Below are 15,314 nucleotides of genomic sequence, written 5' to 3'. Positions count from 1 at the left end.
GAACTTCAAACGCGGTGGCCATCGCAGCCGGCCGCGCATGAAGGTCATTGCGAGCGAAGCGAGGCAATCCAGAAGCATTCCGACGACTCTGGATTGCTTCGTCGCCTTCGGCTTTTCTCAATGACGGCCTTGGCCGACGGACGATCGCCCTACCCGACCTCCAGCCGCATCCCGTCATAGGCCGGCACCACGCCCGCCGGCAGGCTCTGGCGCAGCACCTCGTAGTCGAGATCGGCGGTCATGTTGGTGATGACGGCGCGCTTCGGCTTGAAGCGCTCGATCCAGGCCAGAGCGTCGTTGACCGAGAAATGGCTCGGATGCGAGGCAGGGCGCAGGCCGTCGACGATCCAGAGGTCGAGATCCTCCAGCGCGCCCCAGCTCTCCTCGGGGATGTCGTTGAGGTCCGGCGTGTAGGCGGCATCGCCGATGCGATAGCCGAGCGCGGGGATGTTGCCGTGCTGGACCAGGAACGCCGTCAGCTTCAGCTCGCCGCCCTTGCCTTCCACCGCCTGGGTCTCGCCCGCCTCGATCGCGTGCTGGGTCAGGATCGGCGGATAGTCGCTTCCCGGTGGCGAGATGAAGCAATAGGAGAACCGGTGCATGATGTCTTTCGCGGTCGACTGGTTCAGGTAGACCGGAATGCGCCGCCGCTGATGCATCACCACCGAGCGCAGATCGTCGATACCATGGGTCTGGTCGGCGTGCTCGTGCGTGAGAAACACCGCGTCGATGTGATCGACGTTGGTGTCGATCAACTGCTCGCGCAGATCCGGCGACGTGTCGATCACGACCCGCGTGACGCCATGGGCTCCGCGGCGCTCAGCCAGAAGCGAGCAGCGCCTGCGGCGGTTCTTCGGGTTGCTGGGATCGCAGGCGCCCCACCCCAGCGCCGGGCGCGGCACGCCGGCCGATGAGCCGCAGCCGAGGATGGTGAGCGTCGTCGTCATGCAGCCTCCTTTGGCCGCGGCACCTTGGAGAACAGCTTGAAGAAGGTCTCGGTGGTCTGGCGCGAGAATTCCTCGAACGAGACGCCGCGGGTCTCCGCCAGCACCTTCGCGGTCTCGACGACGTAGGCCGGCTCGTTGCGCTTGCCGCGGAACTTGCCGGGCGCGAGATACGGCGCGTCGGTCTCGACCATGATGCGGTCGGCCGGCACCTCGGCGGCCAGCGCGCGAAGTGCGTCCGACTTCTTGAACGTCACGATGCCCGTGAACGAGATGTGCAGTCCGAGGTCGATCGCCTTCATCGCCAGCTCACGCCCGCCGGTGTAGCAATGCAGCACGGCCTGGAAAGGTCCGCGCGCCATCTCCTCCTCGAGGATGCGGCTGCACTGCTCGTCCGCTTCGCGGGTGTGGATCACCAGCGGCAGGCCGGTTTCGCGGGCGGCTGCGATATGCGCGCGGAACCCGCGCTCCTGGGCGTCCTTCGAGCCGTGATCATAGAAGTTGTCGAGTCCGGCCTCGCCGAGCGCAACCACCTTGGGGTGATCGGTCAGCGCGATCAGCTCCTCGGCCGGAATGCCGTCCTCCTCGTCCGCATTGTGCGGATGGGTGCCGACCGAGCAGAACACGTTCTCGAACCGCTCGGCGATGGCGAGCAGCTCGGGCAAGCGCCGCACCCGCGTCGAGATCGTTACCATGCGGCCGACGCCGGCGGCGGCGGCACGCGTGACGATGCCATCCAGATCCTCGGCGAAATCCGGAAAATCCAGATGGCAATGGCTGTCGACCAGCATCACGCCGCCGTCGGCTCGATGTAGCGCGGGAACACCGCCTGCGGTGCCGGCAGCTGCGTGCCAGCCGCAATCCGGACGTCGCCGCCGAGTCGCGCAAAATTCCGTTCGTCCTCGGGAATGCCGAGGCTGTCGAGCAGCTTTGCCGACGCGGCCGGCATCACCGGCTGGGTCAGGATCGCGACCTGACGGATCACCTCGGCGGTGACATAGAGCACCGTATGCTGGCGCTGCGGATCGGTCTTCGCCAGCGCCCACGGCGCCTCGCCCGCGAAATAGCGGTTGGCCTCGGCCACGACCGACCAGACCGCATTGAGCCATTGGTGGATCTGCTGCGTCGCCATGGCCTTGCGCGCCGCGCCGATCATCGCATCGGCCTCCGCCAGGATCGCCTTGTCATTGGCCGAGAACTCGCCGGGCTCCGGCAGCACGCCGCCGAGCTGCTTTGCGATCATCGACAGCGAGCGCTGTGCGAGGTTGCCGAGGTCGTTGGCGAGATCGGCGTTGATGCGCGCGACGATCGCCTCGTGATTGTAGTTGCCGTCCTGGCCGAACGGCACTTCGCGCAGGAAAAAATAGCGCAGCTGGTCGACGCCATACTGGTCGGCAAGATTGAATGGATCGACGACGTTGCCGACCGATTTCGACATCTTCTCGCCCCTGTTGAACAGGAAGCCGTGGGCATAGACCCGCTTCGGCACGGGCACGCCGGCCGACATCAGGAACGCCGGCCAGTACACCGCATGGAAGCGGATGATGTCCTTGCCGATGACGTGCACGTCGGCAGGCCAGTATTTCCAGTTTGCATCGCTCTCGTCGGGAAAGCCGACGCCGGTGATGTAGTTGGTCAGCGCGTCGACCCAGACATACATCACGTGCTCCTCGTCGTGAGGCACACGGACGCCCCAGTCGAAGGTGGTGCGCGAGATCGACAGGTCCTTCAACCCGCCCCTGACGAAGCTGATGATCTCGTTGCGGCGCGCATCCGGCCCAATGAAATCGGGCTGGCTCTCATAGAGCGCGAGCAGCTTCTCCTGATAGGCCGACAGGCGGAAGAAATAGCTCTTCTCCTCGACCCACTCCACCGGCGTGCCCTGCGGTCCGCGGCGGACGTTGTCCTCGCCGACGACGGTCTCATCCTCGGCGTAATAGGCCTCGTCGCGTACCGAGTACCAGCCCGCATAGCTGTCGGCATAGATGTCGCCATTCTCGCGCATGCGGTTCCAGATCGCCTGGACGGAGCGATGATGCGCGGGCTCGGTGGTGCGGATGAAGCGGTCGAACGAGACGTTCAGCCGCTCGTCCATCTCGCGGAACCGGCCGGCATTGCGGGTCGCGAGTTCGGACGGCGTCATGCCCTCGTTCTGCGCGGTCTGCACCATCTTCAGACCGTGCTCGTCGGTGCCGGTCAGGAAGTACACGTCCTTGCCGTCGAGCCGCGCAAAGCGCGCGATGGCGTCGGTCGCGATCGCCTCATAGGCGTGGCCGATATGCGGGTTGCCGTTGGGATAGGCGATCGCTGTCGTGACGTAGAAGGTGTTCTTGTCGACGGGAGCTACCGCGACCTGCGCTACGATCTCGTCGATCTCGACGACCACGGCCTCGACCTTCGGCTTGCGGGGTGCCTTCGGCTTCGCGGCGCGTGGCGGCTTCGGCGCTTCAACGATGGCCGGCGCGACCTTCTTCGGTGCAGCCGGCTGTTTCGGAGCGGCGGGCTTTCTCGCGGCCGAAGGCTTGTTCGTTGCTGCCGCGGGCTTGGCGGCCGTCTTCTTGACCGGCGCTGTGGCGGGCTTTGCCACGGCCTTCTTGGCCGGAGCCTTCACAGCTTTCTTGACCGCTTTCTTGGCGGCGCTCTTCGACGCTTTCTTGGCCGCGCTCGCCGCCGGGGCTTTGCCCTTGGCTTTCGCGGGCGCCGTCTTGGATTTGGCGGTCTTTTTCTTGGCGTCCTTGTCCTTCGCCGCCTTCGCCTTGGCCGCGCTGGCCTTGCCCTTCGCGGGCGCCTTGGCGGCAGCCTTCTTCGCGCCGCTCTTGCTCGCGGGCTTGCCCTTCTTCACGGTTGTCTTGCTGGCCTTGGCCACGGCAGATTCCTCTTTGACGACGTCGGTCGACGGATTGATCCTGATGATCCCGGGATGATGGTCGGCGCGGTTACCGCGTGGCTTCGGCGAGCATCCCGAACACCGAGAAAACCAGCGGTTTTCGCTCCAGATTATAGGATTCGGTGTCGCGCGCGGCGCGGACGATCTTTTCCCATACCTCCGCCAGCCGTGCAAGGCGCGGCAGTTCCGCGTTGGGATCTGCGGCGCGCAGCCGCTCCGCCACCCAGCGCTCGATGCTGTCGAGGAAGCTCGCCAGCGCGACGCGGTCGCTGGTGCCGAGCGCATCGCCCAGGGCATGCAGCTCGCCCGGGTCGATCCGAGGCAGGCTCGCGAGCAGCGCGGCGGTCCGGGTCTGCAGCTGCAGCCCGTCGCCGCCCAACAGCATGAGGGTCCGGGCGACGCTGCCCTCGGAGGCCCTGGCGGCCTCGCGCAGCGCCGGATCGGCTCCGTCCATTCCGGTGGCCTCGGCCGCGGCGCTGACGACGTCGTCGGTGGACAACGCCCGCAGCGCCAGCCGGCGGCAGCGCGACTTGATGGTGGCGAGCACCCGCGCCGGGGCGTTGCTGACCAGCAGGAACAGCGACTGCTGCGGCGGCTCCTCGAGGATCTTGAGCAGCGCGTTGGCGGCGTTCGGATTGAGCTCGTCGACGGTGTCGACGATGCACACCCGCCAACCCTCGACCGCCGCCGTCGAGCCGAAGAACGAGATCGTCTCACGGGTCTCGTCCACGGTGATGACGGTGCGCAGCACGCCCTTGTCGTTGGCCGAGCGCTCCAAGGTGAGCAGCCCGCCATGAGCCTCGGAGGCGATCAGGCGCGCGACGTGGTCCTCCGCGTCGACGTACAACGAATCGGCAGCGCGCATCTCGGCGGTGGTGGGATCGCGGTGGGCCAGCACGAAGCGCGCCATGCGGTAGGCCAAGGTGGCCTTGCCGATGCCTTGTGGGCCGCCGATCAGCCAGGCATGCGCCATCCGTCCGCTGCGGTAGGCGGACAGCAGCGCCGCCTCGGCGTCGCGATGCCCGAACAAGGCGGTGGTTTCGCGTGGATGGCGGACCGCGATCTCCGGCTCGACCTTGCGTGCGCTCATGACGCCGCCGCCACTTCCGTGAACAGGCGCTCGCGCACGGCGTCCCAAACGAGCTGCGAGACCGTTTCCGCGCTCGCCGTCGCGTCGATCAGCACGCAGCGCCGGGGATCCTCGGCCGCGATCTTGTGAAAGGCGTCGCGCAGCCCCTTGTGGAACTTGATGTCTTCGCCTTCGAACCGGTCCGGGGTTCCGGCGCCGCGCCGCGCCCCGGCACGCTGCAGACCGATCTCGACGGGAACATCGAGGATGAGGGTGAGATCCGGCTTGAGGTCGCCGATCGTGACCCGCTGCATCGCATTGAGCACGTCCGGCGCGACCTTCCCCTGGCTGCCCTGGTAGGCCCGGGTCGAATCGAAGAAGCGATCGCACAGCACCCAGCTGCCCTGGTTCAGCGCCGGCAGAATCACGTTGCGGACATGGTCGTCCCGCGCGGCCGCGAACAGCAGCGTCTCGGCCTCCGGGCCCAGCAGCTTGCCCATGCCCGACAGCACGAGGTGGCGCATGATCTCCGCGCCCGGCGATCCCCCGGGCTCGCGGGTCAGCACCAGGCGCACACCCTCTTTCTGCAGATGGTCCGCCAGCATCTTGATCTGCGTCGATTTTCCGGCGCCCTCGCCACCCTCGAAGGTGACGAATCGGCCGCGGCCAGGACCACGTTTCAAAGCTGCTTCCGCCATGTCTCTAGAGCTTCTCGGCCCCGGCGCGGAACATCCCGATCACGAGCTCGCTGACCCCATCGATCGCACGCCGCATCGTGGATCCCCTGCTCACCGCCTCCGCAGCATAGACAGGGGCCTCCATGGCGATATTGGGGCCGCGCCAGACCCTGACAACCCCGACCTTCTGCCCGGGCTCGATGGGAGCCCTGACCGGGCCGCTGTAGACGATGCGGGCGATCAGCTTGTCGCCGCCGTTCTTCTGAACCATGACCTTGACCGGCACCGGGCTCGACAGCTTGACCGAGCGGCTCTCGCCGCCGAACACCTTGGCATAGCCGATCGGCTGCTCCGCGGCGAACAGGGTGCGGGTCTCGAAATTGCGGAAGCCCCATTCCAGCATCTTCTTGGCCTCGGTGGCGCGGTCCTCGGAATCCTCCAGGCCATTGACGACCACGATCAGCCGCGTGCCGTTCTGCACGGCCGAGCCGACCATGCCGTAGCCGCCTTCCTTGGTGAAACCCGTCTTGAGGCCGTCGGCGCCTTCCATCGCGTTCAAGAGCGGGTTGCGGTTCTGCTGGCGGATCTTGTTCCAGGTGAACTCCTTATCGCCGAAGATCTTATAGAACTCCGGGAAATCCAGGATGATGTGCCGGGCGAGCATGGCGAGCTCGCGCACCGTCATCTTGTTGCCGGGATCGGGCAGCCCGTTGGAATTGGCGAAGGTCGATTTGGTGAGGCCGAGCTCGCGCGCCCGCTTGGTCATGTAGTCGGCGGCGAAGATCTTCTCGTTGCCGGCCATGCCCTCGGCAAGCGCGATGCAGGCGTCGTTGCCGCTCTGGATGATCGCGCCATGCAGGAGGTCGCTCACCGACACCTTGCTGTTGAGCGCGGCGAACATCGTCGAGGTGCCGGAGGGCGCCCCGCCCCGGCGCCAGGCATTCTCGCTGATGCGGTATTCGTCGTTGAGCTTGATCGTGCCCTCCTTGACGGCGTTGAACACCACCTCGGCGGTCATCAGCTTCATCATGCTGGAGGGCGCTCGCAGCTCGTCCGCGTTCTTCTCGAACAGCACGCTGCCGCTGTTGGCCTCGATCAGGATCGCGGTCGGCGCATCGCCGTCGAAGCCGCCATCCTCCTTGCGCGCGCCCTGGACGCTCTGGTTGGCGGCGTACAGCGCGCCGCTCCAGCCGACGGCAACCGCCACCGTCAAGGCGATGAGCGCACGCGTCGCCCGTCCGGACGTGAAACCGGAGCGGCGCAGCGGTAAGGTCATGAAATTCATCGGCTAAGCTCTGGAGCGCACTGGGATTCTAGCAGTTGCGGGGGACGCAAACAACTCGGCAATCCCGCGGATGCGTCCGCTGTCCCGTGGATTTGCACGGCCCGTCGCGCGGTGCGATAGGTCGAGCGCCGGCAATCAACACGGCCAACTCGAAAATCGAGCGATCGAGGGTGGAAACAGTGTCATCGACGCGGATCATCAAGGCCAACGGAATCGAGCTGTTCGTGCGCGAACAGGGCGAAGGCCCCCTCGTGGTGCTGTGCCACGGCTGGCCCGAACTGTCTTATTCGTGGCGGCACCAGATCCCGGCCCTCGCCGCCGCCGGCTATCGCGTCGTGGCGCCCGACATGCGCGGGTTCGGCCGCTCGCAGGCGCCTGAGGATATCGGCGCCTATACCATCTTCGACACGGTCGGCGACATGGTCGGACTGGTCGGGGCGCTCGGCGAGCGTCAGGCCGTCATCATCGGCCACGACTGGGGCGCGCCGGTGGCCTGGCATGCGGCGCTGTTCCGGCCGGACGTGTTCACGGCCGTCGCGGGCTTGAGCGTCCCTTCCCCGTTTCGCGGTCGCGCCCGGCCGCTCGACACGCTCAGTGCCGGCGGCATCGAGAACTTCTACTGGCAGTATTTTCAAACGCCCGGCGTGGCGGAGGCCGAGCTCGAGCGTGACGTGGCGCTGACGATGCGCACGATGCTGGCGCGCGGCTTCTCCGATCCGCAGTCGCTGTTCGTCGCACCGGACAAAGGCTTTCTCGGCGACGTCGCCCCCGATCTGCCTTTGCCTGCGTGGCTGAGCGAGGACGATCTCGCCGAGTTCGTCGCGGCTTACGGCGCCTCCGGCTTCCGCGGTGGCCTGAACTGGTACCGCAACATCGATCGCAACTGGGAGCTCACCGCGCCGTGGCAGGACGCGCAGATCCGCCAGCCGTCGCTGTTCATCGCCGGCAGCGCGGACGCCGTCGTCACCGGGCTGATCGGCGCCAAGCGCGTCCAGGACATGGCGCGAGTTCTGCCGGATCTGCGGCGCAAGCTGATCATCGAGGGGGCCGGGCACTGGATCCAGCAGGAACGCTCTGCCGAGGTGAATGCGGCGCTGATCGCGTTCCTGCGCGAGGTGGCTCCTGCTCGCTAGCGCGCGAGCGGCAGCTCCATCATGCGATGCGACGCCATCGCCTCGTCCGCCACATCGCGGAACCCCAGCCGCACGTAGAACCGGATCGCGTCCTCATTCGTCGTCGCGACCGCGAGCGAGAGCACGTCGGCGCCCTGCTCCCGTGCCGCCGTTGCGACCGCCTGCATGATCTCGCGTCCGACACCGGCGTTGCGCGCGCCCGGCAGCAGCGCGAGATCGACCACGTGCCATCGCGACGCCGCGCGGTCGAGCAGCAGCCGCCCGACCGGCGCGGCATCGCGGAGAATGATCAGCGACTGCGCTGCCGGACATTGCGCCGCGTGGCCCGCGACCTGGGCGCGATATTGCTGCGCCAGCACGAGATCGAGCATCGCCGGCGGCAGACCGGCCGCGGCGAGCTGCGCACCTCTGACGGAGCCAAATAGGTCGCGCAGGAACGGCTCGTCGGCGGTCTCGGCGGGCCGCAGCCGCAAGCGAACATCCCGCGAGACGAGCTCGCTCCCGGTCGTCACTCCGAGCCTGCTCGGCTCAGGAGTTGTTGAACGACGGGAAGATACCCGCATAGCAGATGCACCAGATCAGTGCCTGGGTCGGCTGCATGTTGTCGTGCGGGATGCTCTGCCCGGACGTCGTGACCGCGTTGGGAGCGAGGTTGACATTCGCCGGCGGCGCCACGAAGCCGTTGAACGAGGGATCGATCGCCACCATCGTCCCGGGCGTCCCCGGCCCAGGGGCCGCGTTCGGCGCGGACCTGCTGCCGAGCTGCAGGTTATGCGTGTGCGCGGGCATTTCGGCCGAAACCAGCCCGACAGTGCTGCTGCCCATCATCTCGCCGATCACGCGGGGCTGCAGGCCGGGTCCGTCGCCTTGGCCGTTGGTGATCGCGCCGCTCAGATTGGGGAGCTGGAAGTTGGTCGTGCCGTTGCCGCCGAAATAGGTGCCGATCAAGGCGAACAACGGCGTGTATTGCTGAATTGGAAGCAGCTGGCCGAAGCACGGCAACCACGCACTATTGAAGCCGCCGGTTGCAAAAGTGAAGGGAAAGGCCTGGATTTCGCCAACAAAGGGATCAGACACGTCGTCTCTCCTCGAGAATGTGCGATGAAGCCGGTCGAACCGCGACGCCTCAGCCTGGCGAGGGATAGACGCCGTTGATGCAGATGCAGTAGTTGCCCACGACGGTCGGCATGATGTTGTTGTGCGGGACGCTCTGTCCCGCGGCGGCCACGCAGGGCGCCATGACCGAGTAGGTGCCGGCATCGGCGATGGGGGCATCGAGATTCCCGGTGGATGCGGTCGCCAGATGGACCATGGGTCCGGGGGTCGCCGTGTCGGCCGTGACCGTCGACGACAACAGGGCATGGCTGTGCGCGGGCAACTCGGTCGTGATCAGCAGGTGCTCGTCCTCGCCCGCGACCTCGCCAAGCACATACGTCGCGCCACCGGGCGGCGTGCCCTGCCCGAGCGGCACGCGGCCGCGCAGATCGGGCAGGTTGAAGGTCTGGATGCCGTCGCCGCCATAGGTCGTTCCGAGGATCGTATAGAGCGCATCGTAGTTTGAAATGGACAGCGAGCTGCCGTCGCAGGCCAGCCAGCCGTCCGGTATGCGCGGAAAGGCGAACAGCCTGATCTCACCGAGAAACGGGTCTGACATCCCGACATCCTTTCATTGAGCCGTGGGCACCGCGAGAGCAGGCGCTGCGCGGAACTGGGGGATTCGATCGATCCGAAGACGCTCAGTTGCGCGAGGGGAAGACGCCCTGCATCGCGATCAGGTAGTTGATCACGAGATAGGGCTGCATGTTGTTATGCGCCTGCCCGCCGCCGATCTCGGGAATGTTCGTGCCCGCGGCCAGCGGGACCTCGCCCGATCCTGCGGCCGCGAAGATCTTCTTGGGATCGTCCGCCGGCAGCGTATTGGTCCCGAACAGATTGTTCGTGGGACCCGCGCTCCGGCCCGCGCCGTTGGTCGTCGAGGCCTGCACCAGGTGATTGTGAGCCGGCATCTGAGCGAGGGTCAGCGTCACGGTCGTTTCGCCGCTGACCATCCCTGCGGGAAACTGACCGGAGCTGCCCGTCGATCCGAGGATGGCCCGGCCACGCAGATCCGGCAGCGCGAATGTCGTCACGCCGTTGCCGCCGTAATAGGTGCCGAGCAGTGAGAACAGCGCCTGGTTGGTCTGGATGGCGAGTAGCGCGCCGTTGCAGAACGCCCACCCTCTCGGCGGCTGAGATCCCGCAAAAGGCATGATCTGCCCCAACACAGGCGTCAACGGCATGCGCGTCTCTCCCCAATGTCATTTTGAAACGAATGGCGGCGGCTTGATCAAACAGCCTCCGCATTGAAATTTTTGAGAGCGTGAGAAACAACCTGTAGGAGAAGTCTAGGTTGCGTCGCTCGGATCCGTCAAGACAATAAAGTTCCGCAGATTGCGCTGTTGCCGCTATGCAACGCCAAGCAGAAGTCGTGCCCGGTCTGGTTGAATCGACTTGCCCGGAAGTCGCTGCTTCTCCAAGGTTACGATTGCGTTACCAAAATTTCTTCGAACCAATTTTTTTCAGCGGCACTCTCAGCCAATGAGGGGCCGTAAGGGGCACGACCAAATTGTCAACCGGGACTTGGCGCCGGAATTTTCATGCGGCATGCACGCCTCTGCGGCGTGCGCTGGGTTTTGTTTCGGTGGTTCTTGCCTTGATGCTCGCCTCGATGGTGGGCGCGCAGGCGGCCTGTAACTTCACGACCGGCTCGACCACCAGCACCAGCATCACCATCAACGGAACGGGCGCCGGCAATGCCGTCGGTCTGTGCGTCACCAACGACGTGGTGCTCTGGGGTCTCTACGGACACTCGAATGGCACCAACAGCCCGCCGATTGATGCGTTCAACAATCTCCCGATGACGGCGGGCGGCCTGAGCTACACCAATCTCAGCTACACCGGCGCCAAGGCGACCTACACCCTGATTCCCGTGCCGATCGGCGGCGACTTCACGCAGGTGCCGGAATACACCATCCGGATCGATTCGCTGTCCGGATCGGGAACCGAGAACATCACGCTCTTTTATGCGAGCGACTGCTCGCACACCGCCGGCAATTGTAGCGGCGCCGGCACCACCAACACCTCGTTCACGATCACCGTCACGTTGCCCGGCCCGACCGCGACGCAGGCCATCGCGTCGAAGTCGCTGACCGTCAATACCGCCGCGACATCCTTCACGCCGGTCACCGGCTCCGGCGGCACCGCACCGCTCAGCTATGGCATCGCCCCGACGCTGCCGACCGGTCTGTCCTTCAACACGTCCACGGGCGCCATCACCGGTACGCCCACGGTCACCAGCACCGCGACCACCTACACGGTCACGATCACCGATGCCAACTCCGCGACCGCCAGCAATACCTTCAGCCTCACGGTCAACGGCGCGGTGACGGCCACGCAGTCCGTTGCCTCCAAGACGCTGACGCAGAATCAACCATCGACCAACTTCACGCCGGTCACCGGCGGCGGCGGCACCCCGGCCTACACCTACAGCGTGTCACCGTCCCTGCCCACCGGTCTCACGCTCAACACATCGACCGGCGCGATCACCGGCACGCCGACGGCCGCGAGCGGCGCCACGACCTACACCGTGACCGTGACCGACGCGAACAGCGCGACCGCCTCGAACACGTTCAGTCTGACAGTCAACTCGGCCGTGACCGCGACCCAATCGGTCGCTTCGAAGACGCTGACGCAGAATGTGGCCGCGACATCGTTCACGCCGGTCACCGGCGGCGGCGGCACCCCGTCGCTCAGTTACAGCATCGCGCCCGCGCTGCCCGCCGGCCTCTCGCTCAACACCTCCAGCGGCGCGATCACGGGCACGCCGACCGCAAGCAGCGGCGCGACCACCTACACGGTGACCGTCACCGATTCCAACAGTGCCACAGCCAGCAATACGTTCAGCCTGACGGTGAACACCGCCGTCACCGCGACGCAGTCGGTGAGCTCGGCCACCGTCACCGTGAACACGGCCATCACGACGTTCACCCCTGTCACCGGCGGTGGCGGCACAACGCCGCGGTCCTATGTCATCGCGCCGACCTTGCCGACCGGACTCAGCTTCAACACCAGCACCGGCCAGGTCAGCGGCACGCCGACGGTGACCAGCAGCACGACCACCTACACGGTGACGGTGACGGATTCCAACGGCGGCACCGCCAGCAACACCTTCCAGCTCACCGTCAATGGGCCAGTGAGCGCGACGCAGGCGATCGCCTCGAAGACGCTGACGCAGAATGCCGCAGCGACGTCGTTCACGCCGGTGACCGGATCGGGCGGCACGCCGCCGCTCTCCTACGGCGTTGCCCCCGCGCTGCCGACGGGCCTGACGCTCAACACCTCGACCGGCGCGATCACCGGCACACCGACCGTGACCAGCGGCGCGACGACCTACACGGTCACGGTCACCGACGCCAACACTGCCACGGCCAGCAATACGTTCAGCCTGACGGTGAACAGCGCGGTCACCGCGACGCAGGCGATCGCCTCGCGGACCTTCACCGCCAACCAGGCCATCACCGCCTTCACCCCGGTCACCGGTGGCGGCGGCACGGGGACACTGACATATTCGATCTCTCCGTCCCTTCCGGCCGGCCTCAGCATCAGCGCCTCCACGGGCGCGATCTCCGGCACGCCTTCGACGAGCGCGGCGACCGCGACGTACACCGTGACCGTCACCGACACCAACAACGGGACCGCCACGAACACCTTCAGCCTGACAGTCAACGGCGCTGTCAGCGCCACCCAGTCGATCCCGGCCAAGTCCCTGACCGTCAATGTCGCCGCGACATCCTTCACCCCGGTGACCGGGGGCGGCGGCACGTCGCCGCTCACCTATGGCATCGCACCGACACTGCCCGCCGGGCTCAGCTTCAACACCTCGACGGGTGCCATCACGGGCACGCCAACCGCGATCAGCACGGCCGCGACCTATACGGTCACCGTGAGCGACGCCAACAGTGCCAGCGCCAGCAACACGTTCAGCCTGGCCGTCAACGGTGCCGTGACGGCGACCCAGGCGATCGCGTCCAAAGGATTGACCGTCAACACGGCGGTGACCTCCTTTACACCGATCACCGGCGCCGGCGGCACCTCGCCGCTGAGCTACGGCATCGCGCCGGCGCTGCCCGCAGGGCTCGCCTTCAATACGACCTCGGGTGCGATCACGGGCACGCCGACGGCCACCAGCGGCGCCACGACCTATACGGTCACGGTGACCGACGCCAACACTGCAACGGCGACCAATACGTTCAGCCTGGCGGTGAACGGCGCGGTCAGCGCGACCCAGGCGATCGCGTCGACCACCCTCACTGCGAACCACGCCGTGACGCCGTTCACGCCGGTCACGGGCGGCGGCGGCACCGCGCCGCTCACCTATTCCGTCTCGCCGACGCTCCCCGCGGGACTGTCCCTCAATGCGGCCAACGGCAGCATCTCCGGAACGCCCACGGTGACCAGCGCGGCGACGACATTCACCGTGACCGTGACCGACGCCGCCAACGCGACCGCGAGCAACACATTCAGCCTGACCATCAATGGTGCGGTGACGGCCACGACGGCCGTGCCGTCCAGCTCGCTGCCGATCAACCAAGCGGTGACGCCATTCACGCCGGTCACGGGCTCGGGCGGTACCGGCACGCTGGTGTTTGCCGTTTCACCGGCTCTGCCGGCCGGCTTGAGCTTCAACACGAGCAATGGCCAGATCACCGGCACGCCGACGGTTCCGGCGGCAATGACCACGTATACGGTGACCGTGACCGACACCAACAGTGCCTCGGCCAATGCCACCTTCAATCTGTCGGTGGGCCAATTGGTCACGACGGTCGCGCTGACCTCGTCGCAGAACCCGAGCCAGTTCGGGCAGCCCGTGACCTTCACGGCCACGGTGTCAGCGTCGGGCGGCACCCCGACCGGGACGGTCACCTTCAACGACAATGGCACGCCGATCGGCACGGCGACGCTGGCGGGCGGCGTTGCGACGTTCGCCACCTCGACGCTCGCGGTCGGCAGCCATACGATCACGGCGAGCTATGCCGGCACCACGCTGTTCACGGCGAGCACCTCGCCCGGCCTTGCCCAGACCGTCAACGTGCCGGTCGACAGCGTTCGGCTGCGCTCGCTGCAGCAGACCGTGAGCAAGCTGGTCGCGCAGAACTCCGGGCAGGCGATCTCCGGCGCGATCGATGACGCCATCGCCGACGGCTTCAACGATGGCGGTTCGTTCCTGACGCCCGCCAATGCCCGCATGCGCTTCAACTTCTCGGCCGATCCGCGCGATCAGGACGAGTGGTCCCCGGCCGGCGACCGCGCTGGCAGCGGCGACAGCAACGCCTATTCCTCGCTGCTGCCGGGCGCGTCCCAGCCACGTGGACGTGGTCGCGGCCGGATCGACGATGCGTTCGCGGCAATCGATCGTGGCGACAGGAAGCAGGCCGCGCCGAAATGGCACGAGCAGAAGGAGTGGCTGCTGTGGGCCGATGTGCGCGGTTCTGGCGTCGACCGCTGGGGCAGCACCAGCATCGGCGGCGTCACCCAGGCCAGCCAAGCCTCGATCTATGGCCAGCAGCTCAACGCCACGATGGGATTGACCTACCGCGCCGCGCCGAACTTCCTCGTCGGCGTGCTCGGCGGCTACGAGACCTTCAGCTACACCCAGCAGGACATCAACGGGAAGCTGAAGGGCGACGGCTGGACCACCGGCGCCTATCTCGGCTGGAAGATCATTCCCACGCTGCGCTTCGATGCAGCCGTGGCCTATTCCGGCATCGGCTATGACGGCAGTGCCGGAACCGCCCAGGGCAATTTCAGCGGCCAGCGCTGGATGGTTTCCACCGGTCTGACCGGCACGTATAAATGGGCCGGCCTGGTGCTGGAGCCGTCCACCAAGGTCTATGCATTGTGGGAACACCAGAACGCATATACGGACTCGCTGGGCACGCGGCAGGGCACCAATGATTTCGCCAGCGGCCGCGCGTCGGGGGGCCTGCGCGCCGCCTACCCTGTCGCCTGGCTCGATAGCGGGCTTCTTCTGACGCCGTTCGTCGGCCTGTACGGCGACTACTACTTCACCAGGGAGGATGCCAACACGCTCGCCGCCGGCGCGCTGGCCTCGACGCCGCTGCTGCAAGGCTGGTCGGCCCGCGCCACCGGCGGTCTCGGCATCCAGACAGGCGGCGGCATCGGTGTCGGCCTCGGTGCCGAGCTCGGCGGCATCGGCAGCAACACCCGCGTCTGGACGTTTTCGGCCAAGGCGCGGGTGCCGTTCAGCGCCCAATAGGCAT

The 15,314-nt window shown here is 66.6% G+C and carries 12 protein-coding genes; 2 read left to right on the top strand and 10 right to left on the bottom strand.

The annotated features are described in order from the left end of the window. Nucleotides 1–149: 149 nt before the first annotated feature. From QX041_RS32850 to QX041_RS32825, 6 genes are all read right to left on the bottom strand, one after another. Nucleotides 150–947 (bottom strand): MBL fold metallo-hydrolase, encoded by a 798-nt coding sequence (locus QX041_RS32850; RefSeq protein ID WP_315827613.1) that lies wholly within the window; start codon nucleotides 945–947, stop codon nucleotides 150–152. After that, complete coding sequence (locus tag QX041_RS32845) at nucleotides 944–1,735, bottom strand: TatD family hydrolase (RefSeq protein WP_315827614.1); 792 nt, start codon at nucleotides 1,733–1,735, stop codon at nucleotides 944–946. Before QX041_RS32845 ends, QX041_RS32850 begins: the two co-directional genes overlap by 4 nt. Then, complete coding sequence (metG, locus tag QX041_RS32840) at nucleotides 1,735–3,810, bottom strand: methionine--tRNA ligase (protein WP_316167975.1); 2,076 nt, start codon at nucleotides 3,808–3,810, stop codon at nucleotides 1,735–1,737. Before metG ends, QX041_RS32845 begins: the two co-directional genes overlap by 1 nt. 70 nt (nucleotides 3,811–3,880) lie before the next feature. Further along, the gene (locus QX041_RS32835; RefSeq protein WP_316167973.1) at nucleotides 3,881–4,921 is read right to left on the bottom strand and encodes a DNA polymerase III subunit delta'; all 1,041 of its coding nucleotides are present in this window, start codon (nucleotides 4,919–4,921) and stop codon (nucleotides 3,881–3,883) included. Beyond that, nucleotides 4,918–5,598 (bottom strand): dTMP kinase, encoded by a 681-nt coding sequence (tmk, locus tag QX041_RS32830; protein WP_315827617.1) that lies wholly within the window; start codon nucleotides 5,596–5,598, stop codon nucleotides 4,918–4,920. The genes QX041_RS32835 and tmk overlap by 4 nt, the downstream gene beginning before the upstream one ends. 4 nt (nucleotides 5,599–5,602) lie before the next feature. Next, entirely contained in the window at nucleotides 5,603–6,862 is a 1,260-nt protein-coding gene (locus tag QX041_RS32825) for a D-alanyl-D-alanine carboxypeptidase family protein (RefSeq protein ID WP_315827618.1), read from the bottom strand. Nucleotides 6,863–7,041: 179 nt separating this feature from the next. On the opposite strand from QX041_RS32825, the gene QX041_RS32820 reads away from it, so the two are divergent. Beyond that, entirely contained in the window at nucleotides 7,042–7,995 is a 954-nt protein-coding gene (locus QX041_RS32820) for an alpha/beta hydrolase (RefSeq protein WP_316167972.1), read from the top strand. Here QX041_RS32820 and QX041_RS32815 read toward each other — a convergent pair. The 4 genes from QX041_RS32815 to QX041_RS32800 all read right to left on the bottom strand — a co-directional run bounded on the left by QX041_RS32815 (nucleotide 7,992) and on the right by QX041_RS32800 (nucleotide 10,274). Beyond that, nucleotides 7,992–8,468, bottom strand: coding sequence for a GNAT family N-acetyltransferase (locus QX041_RS32815; protein ID WP_315711946.1), 477 nt, complete (start codon nucleotides 8,466–8,468; stop codon nucleotides 7,992–7,994). The two genes, QX041_RS32820 and QX041_RS32815, sit on opposite strands and share 4 nt — an antisense overlap. 55 nt (nucleotides 8,469–8,523) lie before the next feature. Beyond that, nucleotides 8,524–9,072 (bottom strand): phage tail protein, encoded by a 549-nt coding sequence (locus QX041_RS32810; RefSeq protein ID WP_315751567.1) that lies wholly within the window; start codon nucleotides 9,070–9,072, stop codon nucleotides 8,524–8,526. A 49-nt stretch (nucleotides 9,073–9,121) separates the two neighbouring features. Next, on the bottom strand, nucleotides 9,122–9,649 hold the full coding sequence (locus QX041_RS32805) for a phage tail protein (protein ID WP_316167969.1): 528 nt from the start codon (nucleotides 9,647–9,649) through the stop codon (nucleotides 9,122–9,124). Between the two features lie 82 nt (nucleotides 9,650–9,731). Then, nucleotides 9,732–10,274 carry a phage tail protein gene (locus QX041_RS32800; protein WP_316167968.1) on the bottom strand — a complete coding sequence of 181 codons (543 nt, stop codon included), beginning with the start codon at nucleotides 10,272–10,274 and terminating at the stop codon, nucleotides 9,732–9,734. Between the two features lie 401 nt (nucleotides 10,275–10,675). Between QX041_RS32800 and QX041_RS32795 the strand changes: the two genes are divergently transcribed. Further along, nucleotides 10,676–15,310: a beta strand repeat-containing protein gene (locus QX041_RS32795; RefSeq protein WP_316167967.1), complete on the top strand. Its 4,635-nt coding sequence runs from the start codon at nucleotides 10,676–10,678 to the stop codon at nucleotides 15,308–15,310. The last annotated feature ends 4 nt before the right edge of the window (nucleotides 15,311–15,314 follow it).

Origin of the sequence: Bradyrhizobium sp. SZCCHNRI2009 (assembly GCF_032485115.1) — a bacterium.
Lineage (GTDB): Bacteria > Pseudomonadota > Alphaproteobacteria > Rhizobiales > Xanthobacteraceae > Bradyrhizobium.
Note: the sequence above shows the minus strand (reverse complement) of the source record. Positions and strands in the feature narration are given on the sequence as shown.

Excerpts from the sequence above, each read along its gene's own strand:
- QX041_RS32850 (WP_315827613.1), bottom strand. The coding sequence starts at position 947 with ATGACGACGACGCTCACCATCCTCGGCTGCGGCTCATCGGCCGGCGTG.
- QX041_RS32845 (WP_315827614.1), bottom strand. The coding sequence starts at position 1,735 with ATGCTGGTCGACAGCCATTGCCATCTGGATTTTCCGGATTTCGCCGAG.
- QX041_RS32835 (WP_316167973.1), bottom strand. The coding sequence starts at position 4,921 with ATGAGCGCACGCAAGGTCGAGCCGGAGATCGCGGTCCGCCATCCACGC.
- tmk (WP_315827617.1), bottom strand. The coding sequence starts at position 5,598 with ATGGCGGAAGCAGCTTTGAAACGTGGTCCTGGCCGCGGCCGATTCGTC.
- QX041_RS32825 (WP_315827618.1), bottom strand. The coding sequence starts at position 6,862 with ATGAATTTCATGACCTTACCGCTGCGCCGCTCCGGTTTCACGTCCGGA.
- QX041_RS32805 (WP_316167969.1), bottom strand. The coding sequence starts at position 9,649 with ATGTCAGACCCGTTTCTCGGTGAGATCAGGCTGTTCGCCTTTCCGCGC.
- QX041_RS32800 (WP_316167968.1), bottom strand. The coding sequence starts at position 10,274 with ATGCCGTTGACGCCTGTGTTGGGGCAGATCATGCCTTTTGCGGGATCT.